Source organism: Pseudomonas sp. BJa5, from assembly GCF_030272875.2.
In the GTDB taxonomy this organism is placed as follows: Bacteria; Pseudomonadota; Gammaproteobacteria; order Pseudomonadales; family Pseudomonadaceae; genus Aquipseudomonas.
This window is the reverse complement of sequence record NZ_JALRNG020000019.1, coordinates 40,782-56,391: the sequence shown is the minus strand read 5'-3', so window position 1 is coordinate 56,391 and position 15,610 is coordinate 40,782. Positions and strand designations below refer to the sequence as shown.

The 15,610-nt window shown below is 63.9% G+C and carries 15 protein-coding genes; 7 read left to right on the top strand and 8 right to left on the bottom strand.

The genetic code is table 11. The features are described from left to right. Both tsaE and M2D63_RS13100 read right to left on the bottom strand, forming a co-directional pair. Window positions 1–471, bottom strand: coding sequence for a tRNA (adenosine(37)-N6)-threonylcarbamoyltransferase complex ATPase subunit type 1 TsaE (gene tsaE / locus M2D63_RS13105; RefSeq protein WP_285863350.1), 471 nt, complete (start codon window positions 469–471; stop codon window positions 1–3). After that, window positions 459–1,319, bottom strand: a complete 861-nt coding sequence (locus M2D63_RS13100) for an NAD(P)H-hydrate dehydratase (protein ID WP_285863349.1) — start codon at window positions 1,317–1,319, stop codon at window positions 459–461. Before M2D63_RS13100 ends, tsaE begins: the two co-directional genes overlap by 13 nt. Window positions 1,320–1,382: 63 nt before the next feature. Between M2D63_RS13100 and queG the strand changes: the two genes are divergently transcribed. Next, on the top strand, window positions 1,383–2,453 hold the full coding sequence (gene queG / locus M2D63_RS13095; protein ID WP_285863348.1) for a tRNA epoxyqueuosine(34) reductase QueG: 1,071 nt from the start codon (window positions 1,383–1,385) through the stop codon (window positions 2,451–2,453). 600 nt (window positions 2,454–3,053) lie between these two features. Here the strand turns inward: queG and M2D63_RS13090 are convergent. Together M2D63_RS13090 and orn are read right to left on the bottom strand one after the other, a co-directional pair. Then, window positions 3,054–3,665: a trimeric intracellular cation channel family protein gene (locus M2D63_RS13090; protein WP_028945669.1), complete on the bottom strand. Its 612-nt coding sequence runs from the start codon at window positions 3,663–3,665 to the stop codon at window positions 3,054–3,056. Between the two features lie 100 nt (window positions 3,666–3,765). Then, window positions 3,766–4,320 (bottom strand): oligoribonuclease, encoded by a 555-nt coding sequence (gene orn, locus M2D63_RS13085; RefSeq protein ID WP_285863347.1) that lies wholly within the window; start codon window positions 4,318–4,320, stop codon window positions 3,766–3,768. Window positions 4,321–4,411: 91 nt separating this feature from the next. Here orn and rsgA point away from each other — a divergent pair, with 91 nt between their 5' ends. Then, complete coding sequence (rsgA, locus tag M2D63_RS13080) at window positions 4,412–5,443, top strand: small ribosomal subunit biogenesis GTPase RsgA (protein ID WP_285863346.1); 1,032 nt, start codon at window positions 4,412–4,414, stop codon at window positions 5,441–5,443. A 261-nt stretch (window positions 5,444–5,704) separates the two neighbouring features. Continuing rightward, window positions 5,705–6,187 (top strand): toll/interleukin-1 receptor domain-containing protein, encoded by a 483-nt coding sequence (locus M2D63_RS13075; RefSeq protein WP_285863345.1) that lies wholly within the window; start codon window positions 5,705–5,707, stop codon window positions 6,185–6,187. Window positions 6,188–6,251: 64 nt separating this feature from the next. Here the strand turns inward: M2D63_RS13075 and motB are convergent, their stop codons facing one another. Next, window positions 6,252–7,280, bottom strand: coding sequence for a flagellar motor protein MotB (gene motB / locus M2D63_RS13070; RefSeq protein WP_285863344.1), 1,029 nt, complete (start codon window positions 7,278–7,280; stop codon window positions 6,252–6,254). A gap of 3 nt (window positions 7,281–7,283) precedes the next feature. Further along, window positions 7,284–8,135 (bottom strand): flagellar motor stator protein MotA, encoded by an 852-nt coding sequence (gene motA / locus M2D63_RS13065; protein ID WP_285863343.1) that lies wholly within the window; start codon window positions 8,133–8,135, stop codon window positions 7,284–7,286. 131 nt (window positions 8,136–8,266) lie between these two features. Between motA and M2D63_RS13060 the strand changes: the two genes are divergently transcribed. Genes M2D63_RS13060 through asd form a run of 3 tightly spaced genes read left to right on the top strand, consistent with a single transcriptional unit; the run spans window position 8,267 to window position 11,539 of the window. After that, window positions 8,267–9,802 (top strand): HDOD domain-containing protein, encoded by a 1,536-nt coding sequence (locus M2D63_RS13060; RefSeq protein WP_285863342.1) that lies wholly within the window; start codon window positions 8,267–8,269, stop codon window positions 9,800–9,802. Window positions 9,803–9,848: 46 nt separating this feature from the next. After that, complete coding sequence (locus M2D63_RS13055) at window positions 9,849–10,658, top strand: rhodanese-like domain-containing protein (protein ID WP_285863341.1); 810 nt, start codon at window positions 9,849–9,851, stop codon at window positions 10,656–10,658. 17 nt (window positions 10,659–10,675) lie between these two features. Further along, window positions 10,676–11,539: an archaetidylserine decarboxylase gene (gene asd / locus M2D63_RS13050; protein WP_285863340.1), complete on the top strand. Its 864-nt coding sequence runs from the start codon at window positions 10,676–10,678 to the stop codon at window positions 11,537–11,539. Between the two features lie 134 nt (window positions 11,540–11,673). Here the strand turns inward: asd and serB are convergent, their stop codons facing one another. Further along, a complete protein-coding gene (gene serB / locus M2D63_RS13045; protein ID WP_285863339.1) occupies window positions 11,674–12,888 on the bottom strand; it encodes a phosphoserine phosphatase SerB in 1,215 nt (404 codons plus the stop codon). 135 nt (window positions 12,889–13,023) lie between these two features. Between serB and M2D63_RS13040 the strand changes: the two genes are divergently transcribed. Beyond that, window positions 13,024–14,529 carry a histidine kinase gene (locus M2D63_RS13040; protein ID WP_285863338.1) on the top strand — a complete coding sequence of 502 codons (1,506 nt, stop codon included), beginning with the start codon at window positions 13,024–13,026 and terminating at the stop codon, window positions 14,527–14,529. Window positions 14,530–14,774: 245 nt separating this feature from the next. Here the strand turns inward: M2D63_RS13040 and M2D63_RS13035 are convergent, their stop codons facing one another. Next, window positions 14,775–15,482: a membrane integrity-associated transporter subunit PqiC gene (locus tag M2D63_RS13035; protein ID WP_285863337.1), complete on the bottom strand. Its 708-nt coding sequence runs from the start codon at window positions 15,480–15,482 to the stop codon at window positions 14,775–14,777. Window positions 15,483–15,610: the final 128 nt, after the last annotated feature.

Below are 15,610 nucleotides of genomic sequence, written 5' to 3'. Positions count from 1 at the left end.
CTATTTGAATTCCAAGGCCAGAACGGCACACCAGGCTTCGCCACGCGCCCCCTGCGGCGACAGCTTGAGCGAACGACCGCCCGCCTGGGGGCTTATGGTAATGGTCAGGTCGGGCTTTGGCAAAATACCCGCCCCTTTTTCGGGCCATTCGAACAGGCACAGCGCATCGCCCTCGAAATAGTCGCGGATACCGAGAAACTCCAGCTCCTCCGGGTCGACCAGGCGGTAGAGGTCGAAGTGGTAGGCGTGGGTATCGCCGATCGTGTAGGGCTCGACCACGGTGAAGGTCGGGCTCTTGACCGCGCCGGTGTGCCCAAGGCCGCGGATGATGCCGCGCGACAGGGTGGTCTTGCCCGCCCCCAGGTCGCCTTCAAGAAAAATCACGCCGTGGCCTTTGGTCACTTCGGCGATACGCTTGCCGAAGTCGACGGTGGCCGCTTCGTCGGCCAGAAACAGGGTTACACCTGACACGCTGAATGCTCCTCCAATAAATGACGAATGACCGGAACCAGATCACTGGCAGCCAATCCACGACCCTGCTCGCCCAGGCGCTCACCGGCGCAGGCGTGCAGCCAGACACCGAGACAGGCCGCATCCCAGCTCGACATCCCCTGGGCCAGCAAGGCGGCCAGCACACCGCTGAGCACATCGCCAAGGCCGGCCCCGGCCATGGCCGGATGCCCGCGCTCGCACAGCGCCAGTTGCCCGGCCGGATCGGCCACCAGGGTGCCCGCGCCCTTGAGCACACAGACCACCGCGTACTTGCGCGCCAGTTTGCGCGCCGCGCCCGCTCGATCCGCCTGCACCGCCTCGGTGGAAATGCCCAGCAGCCGCGCGGCCTCGCCCGGGTGCGGGGTGATCATGCTGGCCGCGTGCAGCGGCAAGGGTGCGCGCGCCAGCAGGTTGAGGGCGTCGGCATCCCACACCTGGGGCATCTGCACACCGGCCGCCGCCGACAGCAGGCTACGCCCCCACGCTGCCTGCCCAAGCCCGGGGCCGACCACCAGCACTGATGCGCGCTCCAGCGGCGTTACCATCTGATTGGCCGAGTGCACGCCCAGGCTCATCACCTCCGGCAAGCGCGCCAGGGCAGCCGGCACATGCTCGCTACGGGTGGCCAGTGACACCAGGCCGGCACCACAGCGCAACGCCGCTTCGGCACTGAGCAGGACCGCGCCGCCCGTGCCACAGTCGCCGCCGATCACCAGCACATGGCCGAAGTCACCTTTCTGCGCCGAAAGCTGGCGCGGCGCGAGGGGCACCAGGGTACTGCGGGTGAGGATTCTTGCCTGGTTGGTCGGGTGTTTGGTCTGAGGCATGGGTCAAAGGCTCCGATGTCTGGCAGAATTATACGCACCTGAGTCCGTGTTGCCTTATTTCCCATGCCTGTTGCTCCCGATCTTCCTGCACTTGCCCACGCCATAAAGCAATGGGGCAAAGAACTCGGCTTTGCCCATGTCGGTATCGCCGGGGTGGACCTGGCCGAGCACGAGCAGCACCTGGAGCGCTGGCTGGCAGCTGGCTACCACGGTGAAATGGACTACATGGGCGCCCATGGCAGCAAGCGCTCGCACCCGGACGAACTGGTGCCGGGCACCCTGCGCGTGATCTCCCTGCGCATGGACTACCTGCCCGGCGACACCCGCATGGCCCAGCAACTGGCCCATCCGCAGAAGGCCTACATTTCCCGCTATGCCCTGGGCCGCGACTACCACAAGCTGATCCGCAAGCGCGTGCAGCACCTGGCCGAGCGCATCCAGAAGGAAATCGGCCCGTTCGGCTTTCGCGCCTTCGTCGACAGTGCTCCGGTGCTGGAAAAAGCCATCGCCGAACAGGCCGGCCTGGGCTGGATCGGCAAGAACACCCTGCTGCTCAATCGCAAGGCCGGCAGTTACTTCTTTCTCGCCGAACTGTTCGTCGACCTGCCGCTACCGGTCGATCCGCCACAGGCCAGCGAGCATTGCGGCCGTTGCAGCGCCTGCCTGGACATCTGCCCCACCGGCGCCTTCGTCGGTCCGTACGTGCTGGATGCGCGGCGCTGCATCTCCTACCTGACCATCGAGCTGAAAAACGCCATTCCGGAAGAATTGCGCGCCCTGATCGGCAACCGGGTGTTCGGCTGCGACGACTGCCAGATCGTCTGCCCGTGGAACCGTTTCGCCCGGCCCACCGGCGAGAGCGACTTCCAGCCCCGGCACAACCTGGACAGCGCCGACCTTGCGCAGCTGTTCATGTGGGATGAGGCCACCTTCCTCGGCAACACCGAAGGCTCGCCACTACGTCGGGCCGGCTACGAACGCTGGCTACGCAATCTGGCGGTGGGACTGGGCAACGCGCCGTCGACCATCCCGGTACTGGAGGCGCTCAAGGCGCGGCAGGACTACCCGTCGGAGCTGGTGCGCGAGCATGTGGCATGGGCGCTGCGCCAACATGCCGAGCGGCAACCTGGCTGAAACCGCGGCGCGGCTTTCGCAGGCTACGCCAGCTCCTACGGTCGGTAGGCGATTGCCGGGTATCTGTGGGAGCTGCCGCCAGGCTGCGATCGGCCGTGAAACGGCCGCAAAACCTGTCGACGCAATTCCTTCAGACCCACCGAGCTGAACCGATTGCGACTGCTGCGCAGCCGATCGCAGGCTACGCCAGCTCCTACGGTCGGTAGGCGATTGCCGGGTATCTGTGGGAGCTGCCGCCAGGCTGCGATCGGCCGTGAAACGGCCGCAAAACCTGTCGACGCAATTCCTTCAGACCCACCGAGCTGAACCGATTGCGACTGCTGCGCAGCCGATCGCAGGCTGCGCCAGCTCCTACGGTCGGTAGGCGATTGCCGGGTATCTGTGGGAGCTGCCGCCAGGCTGCGATCGGCCGTGAAACGGCCGCAAAACCTGTCGACGCAATTCCTTCAGACCCACCGAGCTGAACCGATTGCGACTGCTGCGCAGTCGTTCGCAGGCTGCGCCAGCTCCCACAAAGACAGTTGCTCCCACAAGGTCATCGCAGACAGACGGAAATTCCTGTGGGAGCCGGCAATGCCGGCGATGTGGCCAGAACGCCGATCAATGCTCGTCGTTGTAATGAAACTTCGGCATTTCCCAGTGAAAACGAATGGCCAGCAGGCGCAGCAGGAAGCCACCGAACAGGGTCAGCAGGATCGCCTGCTCGCCAGGCACCTTGAAGTAGACGCAGCCCAGGTAGAACCAGGCCGCCGCGAAGGACACGCTGGCATACAGCTCCCGGCGGAAGATCAGCGGAATATCGTTACAGAAGATATCCCGCAGGATTCCGCCAAACACCCCGGTGATCACCCCGCTGATGGATGCCACCAGCATCCCCTGCCCCATCTCCAATGCGGTCATGCAACCGATCAGGGTAAAGGCCACCAGCCCCAGCGCATCGAGCACCAGGAACAATGAGCGCAAATGGCGCATCAATGGCGCGATGAAGATGGTCATCAGCGCAGCAAAGCTGGTCAGTACCAGGTATTCCGGGTGCTTGACCCAGGTCAGCGGGTAATGCCCCAGCAACACGTCGCGCACCGACCCGCCGCCCAGGGCGGTGATGCAGGCGATCAGCACCACGCCAAACCAGTCCATGCCGCGGCGCCCGGCAGACAGCGCGCCGGTCATGGCTTCGGCGGTGATGGCAATGAGGTAGAGCATCAACAACATGGCGCAGATCCGTGCAAAAGGGCGCGCAGTCTAACCAGTTGCCTCAAGCACCAAAAGAGGGCGCCGCGTGGATTGTGCAGACAACCCCGCGGCGTCTGTATCAAGGCTTGGCGAAAGGCTTGATGAAGTGCTCGCGGTAGTGGCGAAGCTCGTTGATCGACTCGCGGATGTCATCCAGCGCCAGGTGGGTGTTGCCCTTCTTGAAGCTGTCGCGAACCTCCGGCGCCCAGCGCGCAGCCAGCTCCTTGAGGGTCGAGACATCGAGGTTGCGGTAGTGGAAGTAGGTTTCCAGGCCACGCATGTGGCGATACAGGAAACGGCGGTCCTGGCAGATGCTGTTGCCGCAGATCGGCGACTTGCCCTTGGGCACCCATTGCTCGAGGAAGGCGATGGTCTGCGCCTCGGCTTCGGCCATGCTCACCTTGCTGTCGCGCACGCGCTGGGTCAGGCCCGACGCGCCGTGGGTGCGGGTGTTCCACTCGTCCATGCGCGCCAGCACTTCGTCGCTGTGGTGAATGGCGATCACCGGGCCTTCGGCCAGGGTGTTCAGGTCACTGTCGGTGACGATGGTGGCCATCTCGATGATGACGTCGTGGTCCGGATCCAGACCGGTCATTTCCAGGTCGATCCAGATCAGGTTCTGTGGGTTCTGCATGATTCTGCTCCTCGGTAGGAGCGCAGTTTAGCCTAGTGGAGCGTGCTAAACTCTTCGCCGTTTAATAATGCTTGTCGAACACGGAACCTTCATGGCCAAACGCCAGCTCAATCGCCGCCAGAACTGGCGGATCGAAAAAATCCAGGGTGAACGCGCTGCCCGCGCCGCCAAACGCGAACAACAGGCCCTGAAGGAGCTCGAAGGCGGTGACCTCGGGCCGGAACAGCTGGGCCTGGTCATCGCCCACTTTGGCGTGCAGGTCGAGGTCGAGGCCCAGGACGGCGAAGAGGCCGGCCAGGTATTCCGCTGCCACCTGCGCGCCAACCTGCCGGCCCTGGTCACCGGCGACCGGGTGGTCTGGCGCGCCGGCAACCAGGGTATCGGCGTGATCGTCGCGCAGATGCCGCGCAGCACCGAACTGTGCCGCCCCGACAGCCGTGGCCAGCTCAAGCCGGTGGCGGCCAACGTCGACCTGATCGTGATCGTCTTTGCCCCGGCGCCAGAGCCCCACGCCAACCTGATCGACCGCTACCTGGTGGCGGCCGAGCACGCCGGCATCCGCCCCTTGCTGCTGCTCAACAAGGCCGACCTGATCAACGAACAGAACGCCCCGGCGCTCAACGCGCTGCTGGCGGTGTACCGGCAACTGGGTTATCCCGTGCTGGAGGTCTCCGCCCACCACGGCGACGGCATGCAGCAACTGCAGGCGCAACTGGATGGTCACATCAGCGTGTTCGTCGGTCAGTCCGGGGTCGGCAAGTCGTCGCTGGTCAACAGCCTGCTGCCCGATGTGCAGACGCGGGTGGGCGATCTTTCCGAATGGTCCGGCCAGGGTACGCACACCACTACGACTGCGCGCCTTTATCACTTCCCGGGTGGCGGTGAACTGATCGACTCGCCGGGGATTCGCGAGTTCGGCCTGGTCCACGTCAGCCGCGCCGATGTCGAGGCCGGCTTCATCGAGTTCAGCGAGCTGCTCGGCACCTGCCGCTTCCGCGACTGCAAGCACGACCGCGAGCCGGGCTGCGCCCTGCTCAAGGCCCTGGAAGACGGCCGTGTCCAGCAGCAACGGATGAACAGCTACCGTTCGATCATCGCCAGCCTGCCTCAAGACACCTATTGAGATGACGCCGAGAGGCTCGCCAAGAGCCTCATCCCCTCTGCCTGTAGGGCTTATCTGCAAGAAAAGTTACCAGCCGCAGTAGGATCACTCTTGATTACGGGTGGTCCCTTGCTGTCATCAATGCTTTCACTGATTGTCGCCTTTCAGGTTCGCCAGCACGACGCGAACCATCACCATGCCCTGCGCATGAAAGGAATCAACAATGACAATCACATCCTTGCCCATCTCCCGCCTTGCCTGTGCCGCAGGAGGTCGCGCCTGATGCCTGTGTTCATCAGCTATCGCCACCAGGAACGCCTCGATGCCTTCATCATCAACGAGCGCCTGAAGCTCGAAGGCATCCCGACCCATTTGGACCTGTTCGACAGTGGTACCCACCAGACCACCGACGATATCAGCGGCCAGGTCAGCCGTAACCTCAGCAACTGCACCCATCTGATCGCCGTGCTTTCCCAGGAGAACGCCGATGCCTGGTGGGTGCCTTTTCAACTGGGGGCCGCGACCCTCACCCATCGCCGCGCCTCACTGTTCCAGTGCGGTGAAAGCCCGCTGCCCGGCTACCTGGAGAAGTGGCCGATCATGAGCTCACGCGAGCACATCGACCTGTACGTGCGCGCCTACCACGATGAACAGACCTTCAAGCGCGCGATCACCGAGGACAGCAGCGAGGCCAATGCCACCAACCGGGCCAATGCCGACTTCTTCCACGCCGACCTGAAAGCCAAGATCCGCCGCGGTTTCTGACCACCCGAAATGCACAACGCCCGTGAACATTGCTGTTCACGGGCGTTGTCGTCCTGGCGCTGGACTACTCCTTGTTTTCATCCATCTTCAGCACGCCATCTTCGAAGATGTTCAGCTTCTGCCGCAGCTCCCGTGGCTGCATCGGCTCTGGCTCGCTCGCCGCCGCGGTTGCCGGGGCCTGTGCAGCGCCCGACGCCGGCGCACTGGCACCCGGCGGACTGCCTGCCGGCGCGGCGGGCGGGGTCTGCTCGCCCTCGATGCTGCGCTGGGCCTTCTTGGTCAGGACGATGATATCGATGCGGCGGTTGACCGGATTGAGCGGGTTGGCCCGGTCGAACAACGACGACGAGGCATAACCGACCACCCGGGCGACCTGGGCGTCCGGGTAGCCCCCGGCGACCAGCGCACGCCGTGCGGCATTGGCGCGGTTGGCCGAAAGCTCCCAGTTGCCGAACTCACCGGTGCCGGCGTACGGCTTGGCATCGGTATGGCCGCTGATGCTGATCTTGTTCGGCACCGCCTTGATGGTGTCGGCCATGGCCAGCAGGATGTCTTCGAAGTACGGCTGCAAACGGGCGCTGCCCAGGTCGAACATCGGCCGGTTCTCGGCGTCCATGATCTGGATGCGCAGGCCGTCTTGGGTGATCTCGAAGAGGATCTGGTCCTTGAACTTCTGCAGCTGGGGATTTTCCTCGACCTTGTTCTGCAGTTCCTGCAGCAGCAGCTCCAGGCGCTCACGCTCGACCTGCTCGGCCATGGTCTCGACCTTGTCCTTGTCCAGTTGCAGGCTGGTGTCGGGGGTCGGCTCGGACTTCGATTCCGGGTGAATGGTCTTTTCCGGCGCCAGCTGGGGCGAGCCACCCAGGTCGATGACATAGGGCGTGCCGCTTTCGGAGAAGCCGATCGGGTCCTTGAAGTAACCGGCAATGGCGATCTTCTGTTCCGGCGTGGCCGTGGACAGCAGCCAGAGCACCAGGAAGAACGCCATCATCGCCGTGGCGAAGTCGGCGAAGGCGATCTTCCAGGCGCCACCGTGATGGCCGTCGCCAAAGCGCTTGACGCGTTTGACGATAATGGGCTGATTGTTCTCCATGACTCAGCGACCGCGGACTGCTTGTTCCAGCTCGGCGAAGCTCGGACGGTGGGCCGGGAACAGCACCTTGCGACCGAATTCCACTGCCAGCGACGGCGGCATGCCGGACGCCGAGGCGACCAGGGAAGCCTTGATGGCTTCATAGACGTTGAGCTCTTCCCGGGCGTCCTGGCGCAGGGCCGTGGCCAGCGGGCCGAAGAAGCCGTAGGCGGCGAGAATACCGAAGAAGGTACCCACCAGCGCCGCGCCAACGTGCAGGCCGATGGACTTCTGGTCGCCGTCACCCAGCGAGGCCATGGTCACCACGATACCCAGTACCGCAGCGACGATACCGAAGCCTGGCATGCCGTCGGCGATGCCGGTCACGGCATGGGAAGGGTGCTCGAGCTCTTCTTTCATGCTCAAAAGCTCCATGTCGAACAGGCCTTCGAGCTCATGAGGCGCCATGTTGCCGGTGGACATGATGCGCAAGTAGTCGCAGATATACGCGGTCATGCGTTCATCGCCCAGCACCGCGGGGTATTTGGCAAAAATCGGACTGGCAGCGGCGTCTTCGATATCGGCTTCGATCGCCATCATGCCTTCACGCCGGCTCTTGTTGAGGATCTCGTAGACCAGCCCCAGTACCTCGATATAGAAGGTATGGGTAAAGCGCGTGCCGAACATCTTCAGCGATTTCTTGATTACATGCATGGTCATGTAACCAGGGTTCGCCTGCAGGAACGCACCAAAGGCTGCGCCACCGATGATCAGCACTTCGAAAGGCTGGATCAGTGCGGCAATCTTGCCGTGGGAAAGCACATATCCGCCGAGCACACTCGCGAATACGACGATGATGCCGATAATTTTAGCCATAGATAGAAAGCACTTACAGTCGTGGTCAGGGTCGTGGGCGGAAGTTGATAAAACTCTTCTTCTACTTATCGGCAGAACTGCGCCAGACTATAGTCACTCAAGGCGAAAAACCAGTTCGGCCTCCTTCCAGCATGCCTATTGAAACCATCGTGCCACGTCAAACACCAAAAACACTCGATGCCTGGGTCAAGTTGCTCGATAGCGTTCGTCTCCCGATTCCCCTCGCCAGTTACGAGTGGGTCAAGGCGGCGATTGCCGACAGTCGCCGTTCGCTGCGCGACATTGCCGAACTGATGCAGGGCAGCCCGGCCCTGGTGCTCAGCGTCATGCGCGAAGCCAACCACCATACCCAGACCAGCATGGGCGAGCCCGCCGAGAGCCTGGAAATCGCCATCAATCGCCTCGGCCTGACCCGTACCGCCCAACTGCTGGAGCGCCTGCCGGCGCTGCCCGAGGGCGAAATCGCGCCGAGCTTGCGCCAGTTGCAACAGGTCAGCCAGCACGCCAGCCAGCAGGCCAACGGCCTGTTCGCCAGCCGCCTGGCGCGACTCTGGCAAGAGATCCACTGGGGCAGCCTGCTGTTTCTCTCGCCGCTGTGGCCGCTGGCCCTGACCCATCCCAAGCTGCTCGATGACTGGGAACTGCGGGTGGTGCACAAAGGTGAATCGGCCGCCCGGGTCGAGCTTGAGCTGTTCGGTGTCCGGGTGCTCAGCCTGTGCAAGGCCCTGGCCGAGCACTGGCGCCTGCCCGACTGGGTCACCCGCGGTTATCACCTGCTGCAGGAAGACCGTCGCCTGCTGGCCGAGACCCTGCTCATCGCTCGCGAAGAAAACACCCTGCGCCAGCAGCAGCGCCTGGACGACCGGCCGGCCGTGCGCCGCTGGTTCAATCAACCGGCCAATACCGTGTTGCTGGCCAACGGCATGGCGCTGGCGGCGCAGGTGGGCTGGAGCAATGCCCATGTGCAGCGCTGGCAGCTGCTGACCAGCCTGTACCTGCAAACCCCGCTGGACGAAGTGCAGCAACTGGTGCACCAGCAGGCCGCGATCAGCGCCCGCCATCATGCCGACGACGAACTCTTCCACCCGGCGCAGGCGCTGATCTGGCCATGGCATCAGGTGCGCCTGCATCCAGGCCTGGTTGCCCCGCCACCGCCCACCGCACAGGCCCTGGGCAACTGGCGCACGCTGTGTGGCGAGCTGCTGGCCGAACCCAGCCCGTTCACCAATGCCCTGCACCTGAGCGGCCGGGCCCGCGATGCCCTGGTGGCCTGCGGCATGCAACGGGTGATGCTGCTGATGACCGACAAGAGCCAGGGCCTGCTGCGCGCGCACCAGATCGCCGGGCTGCCGGCAGAGGCCGCCAGCCTGGTGCTGCCTGTGGAACAGAGCAAGTTGCTGCAACGCTTGTTGAGCAAACCGGCACAGTTGCGCCTGACACCTGACAACCATGCCCAGTTCTCGCCCCTGCTGCCGCCCGGCCTGCGCGCCCTGTTTCGCAGTGACCAGCTGTTGCTGCGCTCGCTTGCGTGCAACGAGCGGGTGGTGATGCTGCTGGTCGCCGACCAGGGCGGCAAGCCTTTGGCCGACATCAGCCTGCAGGCCTTTGCCAGAACCGCGCAATGCATCGAACGCGCACTGACCGCCTTCAGCCACCGCAGCGCCTGAGCCATGCGCTACAATCGCCCCCTCTGTCCTGATCTGGAGATTCTGGATGACTGACTTTTCTGGCCTGCCCCTGGTGATCGAAGCCGAGGACCTGCTGCCACGCCTGGATTCGCCGCAGCTGATCCTGGTCGATCTGAGCACCGCCAACCGTTATGTCAGCGGACATATCCCCGGCGCACGCTTCGTCGAAGGCAAGCGTACCCAGCTCGGCCAGCCCCCCGCGCCCGGCCTGCTGCCGGCCCAAGGCGACCTGGAAAAGCTGTTCAGTGAACTTGGTCACCGCGACGATGCCGTGTATGTGGTGTATGACGATGAAGGCGGCGGCTGGGCCGGGCGCTTCATCTGGCTGCTCGACGTGATCGGCCACAAGCGTCATCACTACCTCAATGGCGGGATCCAGGCCTGGCCGGCAGACAAGCTGTCCACCGAAGTGCCCGCAAGCGGCAGCGCCCCGGTGCGCCTGCGCATCGACGGCGCCCCCACCGCCACCCGCGAGTACCTGCAAAGCCGCCTGGGTGCCGACGACCTGGTCATCTGGGACGCCCGTGGCCCGCAGGAATTCAGTGGCGAGAAGGTGTTGGCAGCCAAGGGCGGCCACATCCCCGGTGCGATCAACTTCGAGTGGACCGCCGGCATGGACCTCAACGACCACCTGCGCATCCGCAAGGACATCGCCGAAGTCCTGCAGAACCTGGGCATCACCCCGGACAAGGAGGTGATCACCCACTGCCAGACCCACCGCCGCTCCGGCTTCACCTACCTCGTGGCCAAAGCGCTGGGTTATCCACGCGTCAAGGCCTATGCCGGCTCCTGGGGCGAATGGGGCAACCACCCGGATACGCCTGTAGAAAATTGAAGAATCAAGGAAACCCAATGAAATCCCGCTTGTTCATCATCAGCCAGTACCTGCTGCCGCATCACCTGCTGTCGCGCCTGGCCGGCTGCATCGCCGAGTGCCGTGTGCGCTGGTTCAAGAATGCCTTTACCAGTTGGTTCGCCAAGCGCTACCAGGTCGACATGTCCCAGGCCCTGGTTGAAGACGTCACCGCCTACGAGCATTTCAACGCCTTCTTTACCCGCGCCTTGAAGCCGGGCGCCCGCCCGCTGGACGAAACCCCGGGCGCGATCCTCTGTCCGGCCGACGGCGCTGTCAGCCAACTCGGCCCGATCGAGCACGGTCGCATCTTCCAGGCCAAGGGCCACAGCTTCAGCGCCCAGGAGCTGCTGGGCGGCGATCCGGCCAATGCCGCGCCGTTCATGGGCGGCGAGTTCGCCACCATCTACCTGTCGCCCAAGGACTACCACCGCGTGCACATGCCGCTGGCCGGCACCCTGCGCGAGATGATCTACGTACCGGGCCGGCTGTTCTCGGTCAACCAGACCACCGCCGAAAACGTTCCGGAGCTGTTCGCCCGTAACGAGCGCGTAGTCTGCCTGTTCGACACCGAGCGCGGTCCGATGGCGGTCGTGCTGGTCGGCGCCATGATCGTGGCCTCGATCGAAACCGTCTGGGCCGGTCTGGTGACGCCACCCAAGCGCGAGCTGAAGACTTTCCGCTACGACGAAGCCAGCCGCGCGCCGATCCACCTGGAAAAAGGTGCGGAACTGGGTCGCTTCAAGCTGGGTTCCACTGCTGTGGTGTTGTTCGGACCCGAGCAGGTCAAATGGGCCGAGTCGCTTGGCGCAGGCTCTGCGGTCAGCATGGGTGAATGCCTGGCACTGCCCGCCCAGGCCTGAACATGAAAAAGCCCGCAGCGATGCGGGCTTTTTTACACCTGTAGGAGCGGGCTTGCCCCGCGATGCGATCTGACTGACTGCACGCAATCGCGGGGCAAGTCGAGTCGTCGCACCGCCGCTCCCACAAGTCAGGGTCAGGCACGGCCTTCGCGATCACGGAAGCCCAGCAAGTACAGCACGCCATCCAGACCCAGGGTCGAAATCGCCTGCTTGGCCGACTGCTTGACCAGCGGCTTGGCGCGGAATGCCACGCCCAGGCCGGCGATCGCCAGCATCGGCAGGTCGTTGGCGCCATCGCCCACGGCAATGGTCTGCTCCATCTGCAAGCCTTCCTTGCGCGCCAGCTCAGCGAGCAGGTCGGCCTTGCGCTGGGCGTCGACAATCGGCTCAACGGCAACGCCGGTCACCTTGCCATCGACCACTTCCAGCTCGTTGGCAAAGACATAGTCGATGCCCAGCTTGGCCTGCAACTGCTTGGCGAAGTAGGTGAAGCCACCGGACAGGATCGCGGTCTTGTAACCCAGGCGCTTGAGCTCGGCAAACAGCACTTCGGCGCCTTCGGTCAGGCGCAGCGAAGCACCGATCTGGTCGAGCACGCCGACATCCAGGCCCTTGAGCAAGGCCAGGCGCTCCTTGAAGCTGGCACGGAAATCCAGCTCGCCACGCATGGCCCGCTCGGTGATTTCCGACACTTGTTCGCCGACACCGGCAGCCTTGGCCAGTTCGTCGATCACCTCGGCCTCGATCAGGGTCGAGTCCATGTCGAACACCGCCAGGCGGCGGTTGCGGCGGAACAGCGAGTCCTGCTGGAAGGCGATATCGACGTTCAGCTCCTGGGCCACGCTGAGGAACTCGGCGCGCAGGGCCTGCGGGTCGGCCGGTTCGCCGCGCACGGAAAACTCGATGCAGCCCTTGCCTTGCTCGACCGGGGTATCGAGCGCCACTCGCCCGGACAGGCGATCGATGTGGTCGATGTTCAAGCCGTACTTGGCGGTGATCGAACTGACCCGCTGCAACTGCTCGGCGGTAACCTTGCGAGTCAGCAGGGTAACGATATGGCGGGCCTTGCCCTGACCTTCGACCCAGCTCTGGTAATCGGCTTCGGAAACCGGGGTGAAGCGCACCTGCTGATCGAGTTCGTAGCCCGCAAACAGAATATTCTTGAGCACCGACGAGGCCTTCTCGGTGTCCGGGATTTCCACCAGGATGCCGAAGGACAGGGTGTCATGGATCACCGCCTGACCGATGTCGAGGATGTTCACACCACCCTGGGCCAGAACGCCGGTGATGGCCGCAGTGAGACCCGGGCGGTCTTCACCGGTGATGTTAATCAGAACGATTTCGCGCAAGACGGGCTCCGACTCGTAGAAAAAAAGCGCATTCTACCGATTTTCGCGGACTATCGGGTGCAGTCGATACTTTGCCGGTCCATGAGCGCTCGCTATACTGCGCAGCAACTTCACCGACATAAAGAGCCGCGCTCTGTGAACCGGCCCACGCCCGTTAAAACCGACAACTTCTTCCTGCTGATTTTCCGTGCCCTGCGCCACCGTCGTGTGCCGCTTGCGTTGCGTATCGCCTGCCATAACGTGTTCCTCGTGGCACTGGCCCTGGTGATCTACGCCGGGGTGATGGGCTTGCAGTTCAAGGAAGCCATGCATGAGCAGGCCGATGCCTTGGGGCAGAGCCTGACCACTCAGACCGCGACCTCGGCCACCGAGCTGCTGGTGTCCAACGACATCCTCAGCCTCAACGTGCTGCTGGGCAACCTGGTGAAGAACCCGCTGGTGGCCCACGCGGCGATCTACAGCGTCGACAACCGGATCCTCGCCGAAGCCGGCCAGCGCCCGAAAAACGGCCTGCTGGGCGAAGCCGAAGGCCTGTACCAGACCAAGATCACCTTCCAGGACGTGACCGCCGGCCAGTTGCGCATCAGCCTGGACATGAGCCAGTTCCAGCAGCCGCTGACCATCAGCCTGCAGAGCATGGGCATCCTCGCCGGCATCCTGCTGGCCCTGGCCCTGGCCATGAGCCTGCGCCTGGGACGCTTCATCTCCACGCCCTTGCTGCAATTGCGCGTCTGGCTGCGCGACATCAACGAATTCACTCCGGCCACCGAACGTCAGGATGAGATCGGCGACCTCGCCCGCCAGCTGCACACGCGCTTCGCTCCGCCCCCACGGGCCGTCGAACCCGAGGAAGAAGCCGAAGAGCATGTCGACGAGGACGAGCCGCAGTTCCAGGTCCGCAACCTGCGCGACCCGAGCTTCGACGAAGCCCCGGCAATTGCCAAACCGGTCAAGCCCGTTGCTGACGCTGACGCTGACGACCATGACGATGCCTTTGCCGACCTGATCGACGACGAAGGCGACAGCAGCCCCCGTCCTGCCCCTGGCCCGGTCAATCGCGAGCCGCAGGCCTGCGCCGTGCTGGCTGTGCAGCTCGGTTCCCAGGAGCAACTGCGACGCCTGCCTCGCACTCGCCTGACCGAGCTGCTGGACCGCTACCGCGACTGCCTCGAACAGGCCGCCTCGCTGTATGAGAGCGAAGTGCACACCCTCAATGACGGCAGCACCCTGCTGCTGTTCAACAGCGAAGACAGCGGCGAGGACTACCTCACCAACGCCATCTGCTGTGGCGAACTGCTGCGCGCCCTGGGGCATGCGCTGCAGATCGAGGTGGCCGACAGCGGCATCACCCTGCAACTGCAGCTGGGTCTGGCCTTGGGTGAAGACCTGCATGGCCTGAGCCAGATAGACCTGCTGCTGACCGAAAAGGCCCAGGATGCCCTGGCCCTGTCGCAGCACAGCCGTAACCTGCTGCTGGTGGAGCGCAAGATCAGCGACGATGCGCTGATCCGCCAGCGCGCCCGCATCCGCCCGATCGCCAGCCCCGAGGGTGCCTGCTGCGTCGAGCGACTGATGGAGCCCTACCCCTCGATGCTGGAGCGCCAGCTGGCACGGATGCATGAGCGTCGGGTCAAGAGCTGATCGCTGCATGAGAAAAAGCCCGCACTGATGCGGGCTTTTTTATGCCCAGGACATTGCAGCGACTGTTGCACGGTCGATCGCAGGCTTCGCCAGCTCCCACAGAGAGCACTGCACTCAAGGATTGTGGGAGCTGTGGGAGCTGTGGGAGCTGTGGGAGCTGTGGGAGCTGGCGAAGCCTGCGATGAGGCCCGCATAAAAGCCATAAAAAAGCCCGCATCGCTGCGGGCTTTTTTGTGGGTGTCTGCTTAGAAGCGGAACACTTCCATATCGGTGCGGATCGGCGTGGCCAGGGGGATCTTGGGTTTCTCCGGCTCTTTGCGCACCTGCACCGGCGCAGCTTTCTTCGGCGCTTCCTCGACAACCGGCGGCTGGTTGGCCAACGGCTTGACGGCCACGCTCAGCTGTTCGGCGAGTTTCTGCAGCAACTGCCCCTGGGCCTGGACCTGGGCCGCTTCGCTACCCTGATGCTGTTGCTCCAGATGAACGATACGGTTGTCGCGCACCTGACCGCGGCGATCCAGCAGACGCCACTGGGCATCCAGGACCGCTGGCTGGTGGGTACCGGAATCCAGTCGGGTAATCGACAGCAGGATCTGCACATCCGGGGCGAAACCGGTCGTGGCCGGTGCCAGGACCACACGCTGGCTGTCCAGGCGCCAGGCCAACTGACGCACCAGCAATTGATCGATATCGCCCGACAGGCTGCCGGCCCAACGACCATCGGTCGCCGCGCTCAGGCTGCCATCAGGTTGGCGCTGCAGCAGGGTTTCACGCTGCAGGTAGTCGGCCACCGACACCGGACCGAGCACCACGGCCATGCCCGCGCTTTGCTTGGGTTGGCCAGGCTCGCCGCTGTCGAGCTGATACAGGGAAACCGGCTGCTGCATGCTGCAGCCAGCCAGTCCGAGTACGCCAGTCATCAGCAGAACAAATGGAAGGCGCAGAAATTTCATCATCCCATCCAGGCAGTCGCCACAAGGCAAACCGCAGTGATACTCATGTAGATTCATTCGGGTACACAGCCACGCTGGTACCGCAAGGGGCCTATCATCCGCGAAATAGCGGCACGACTCCAGTGTTT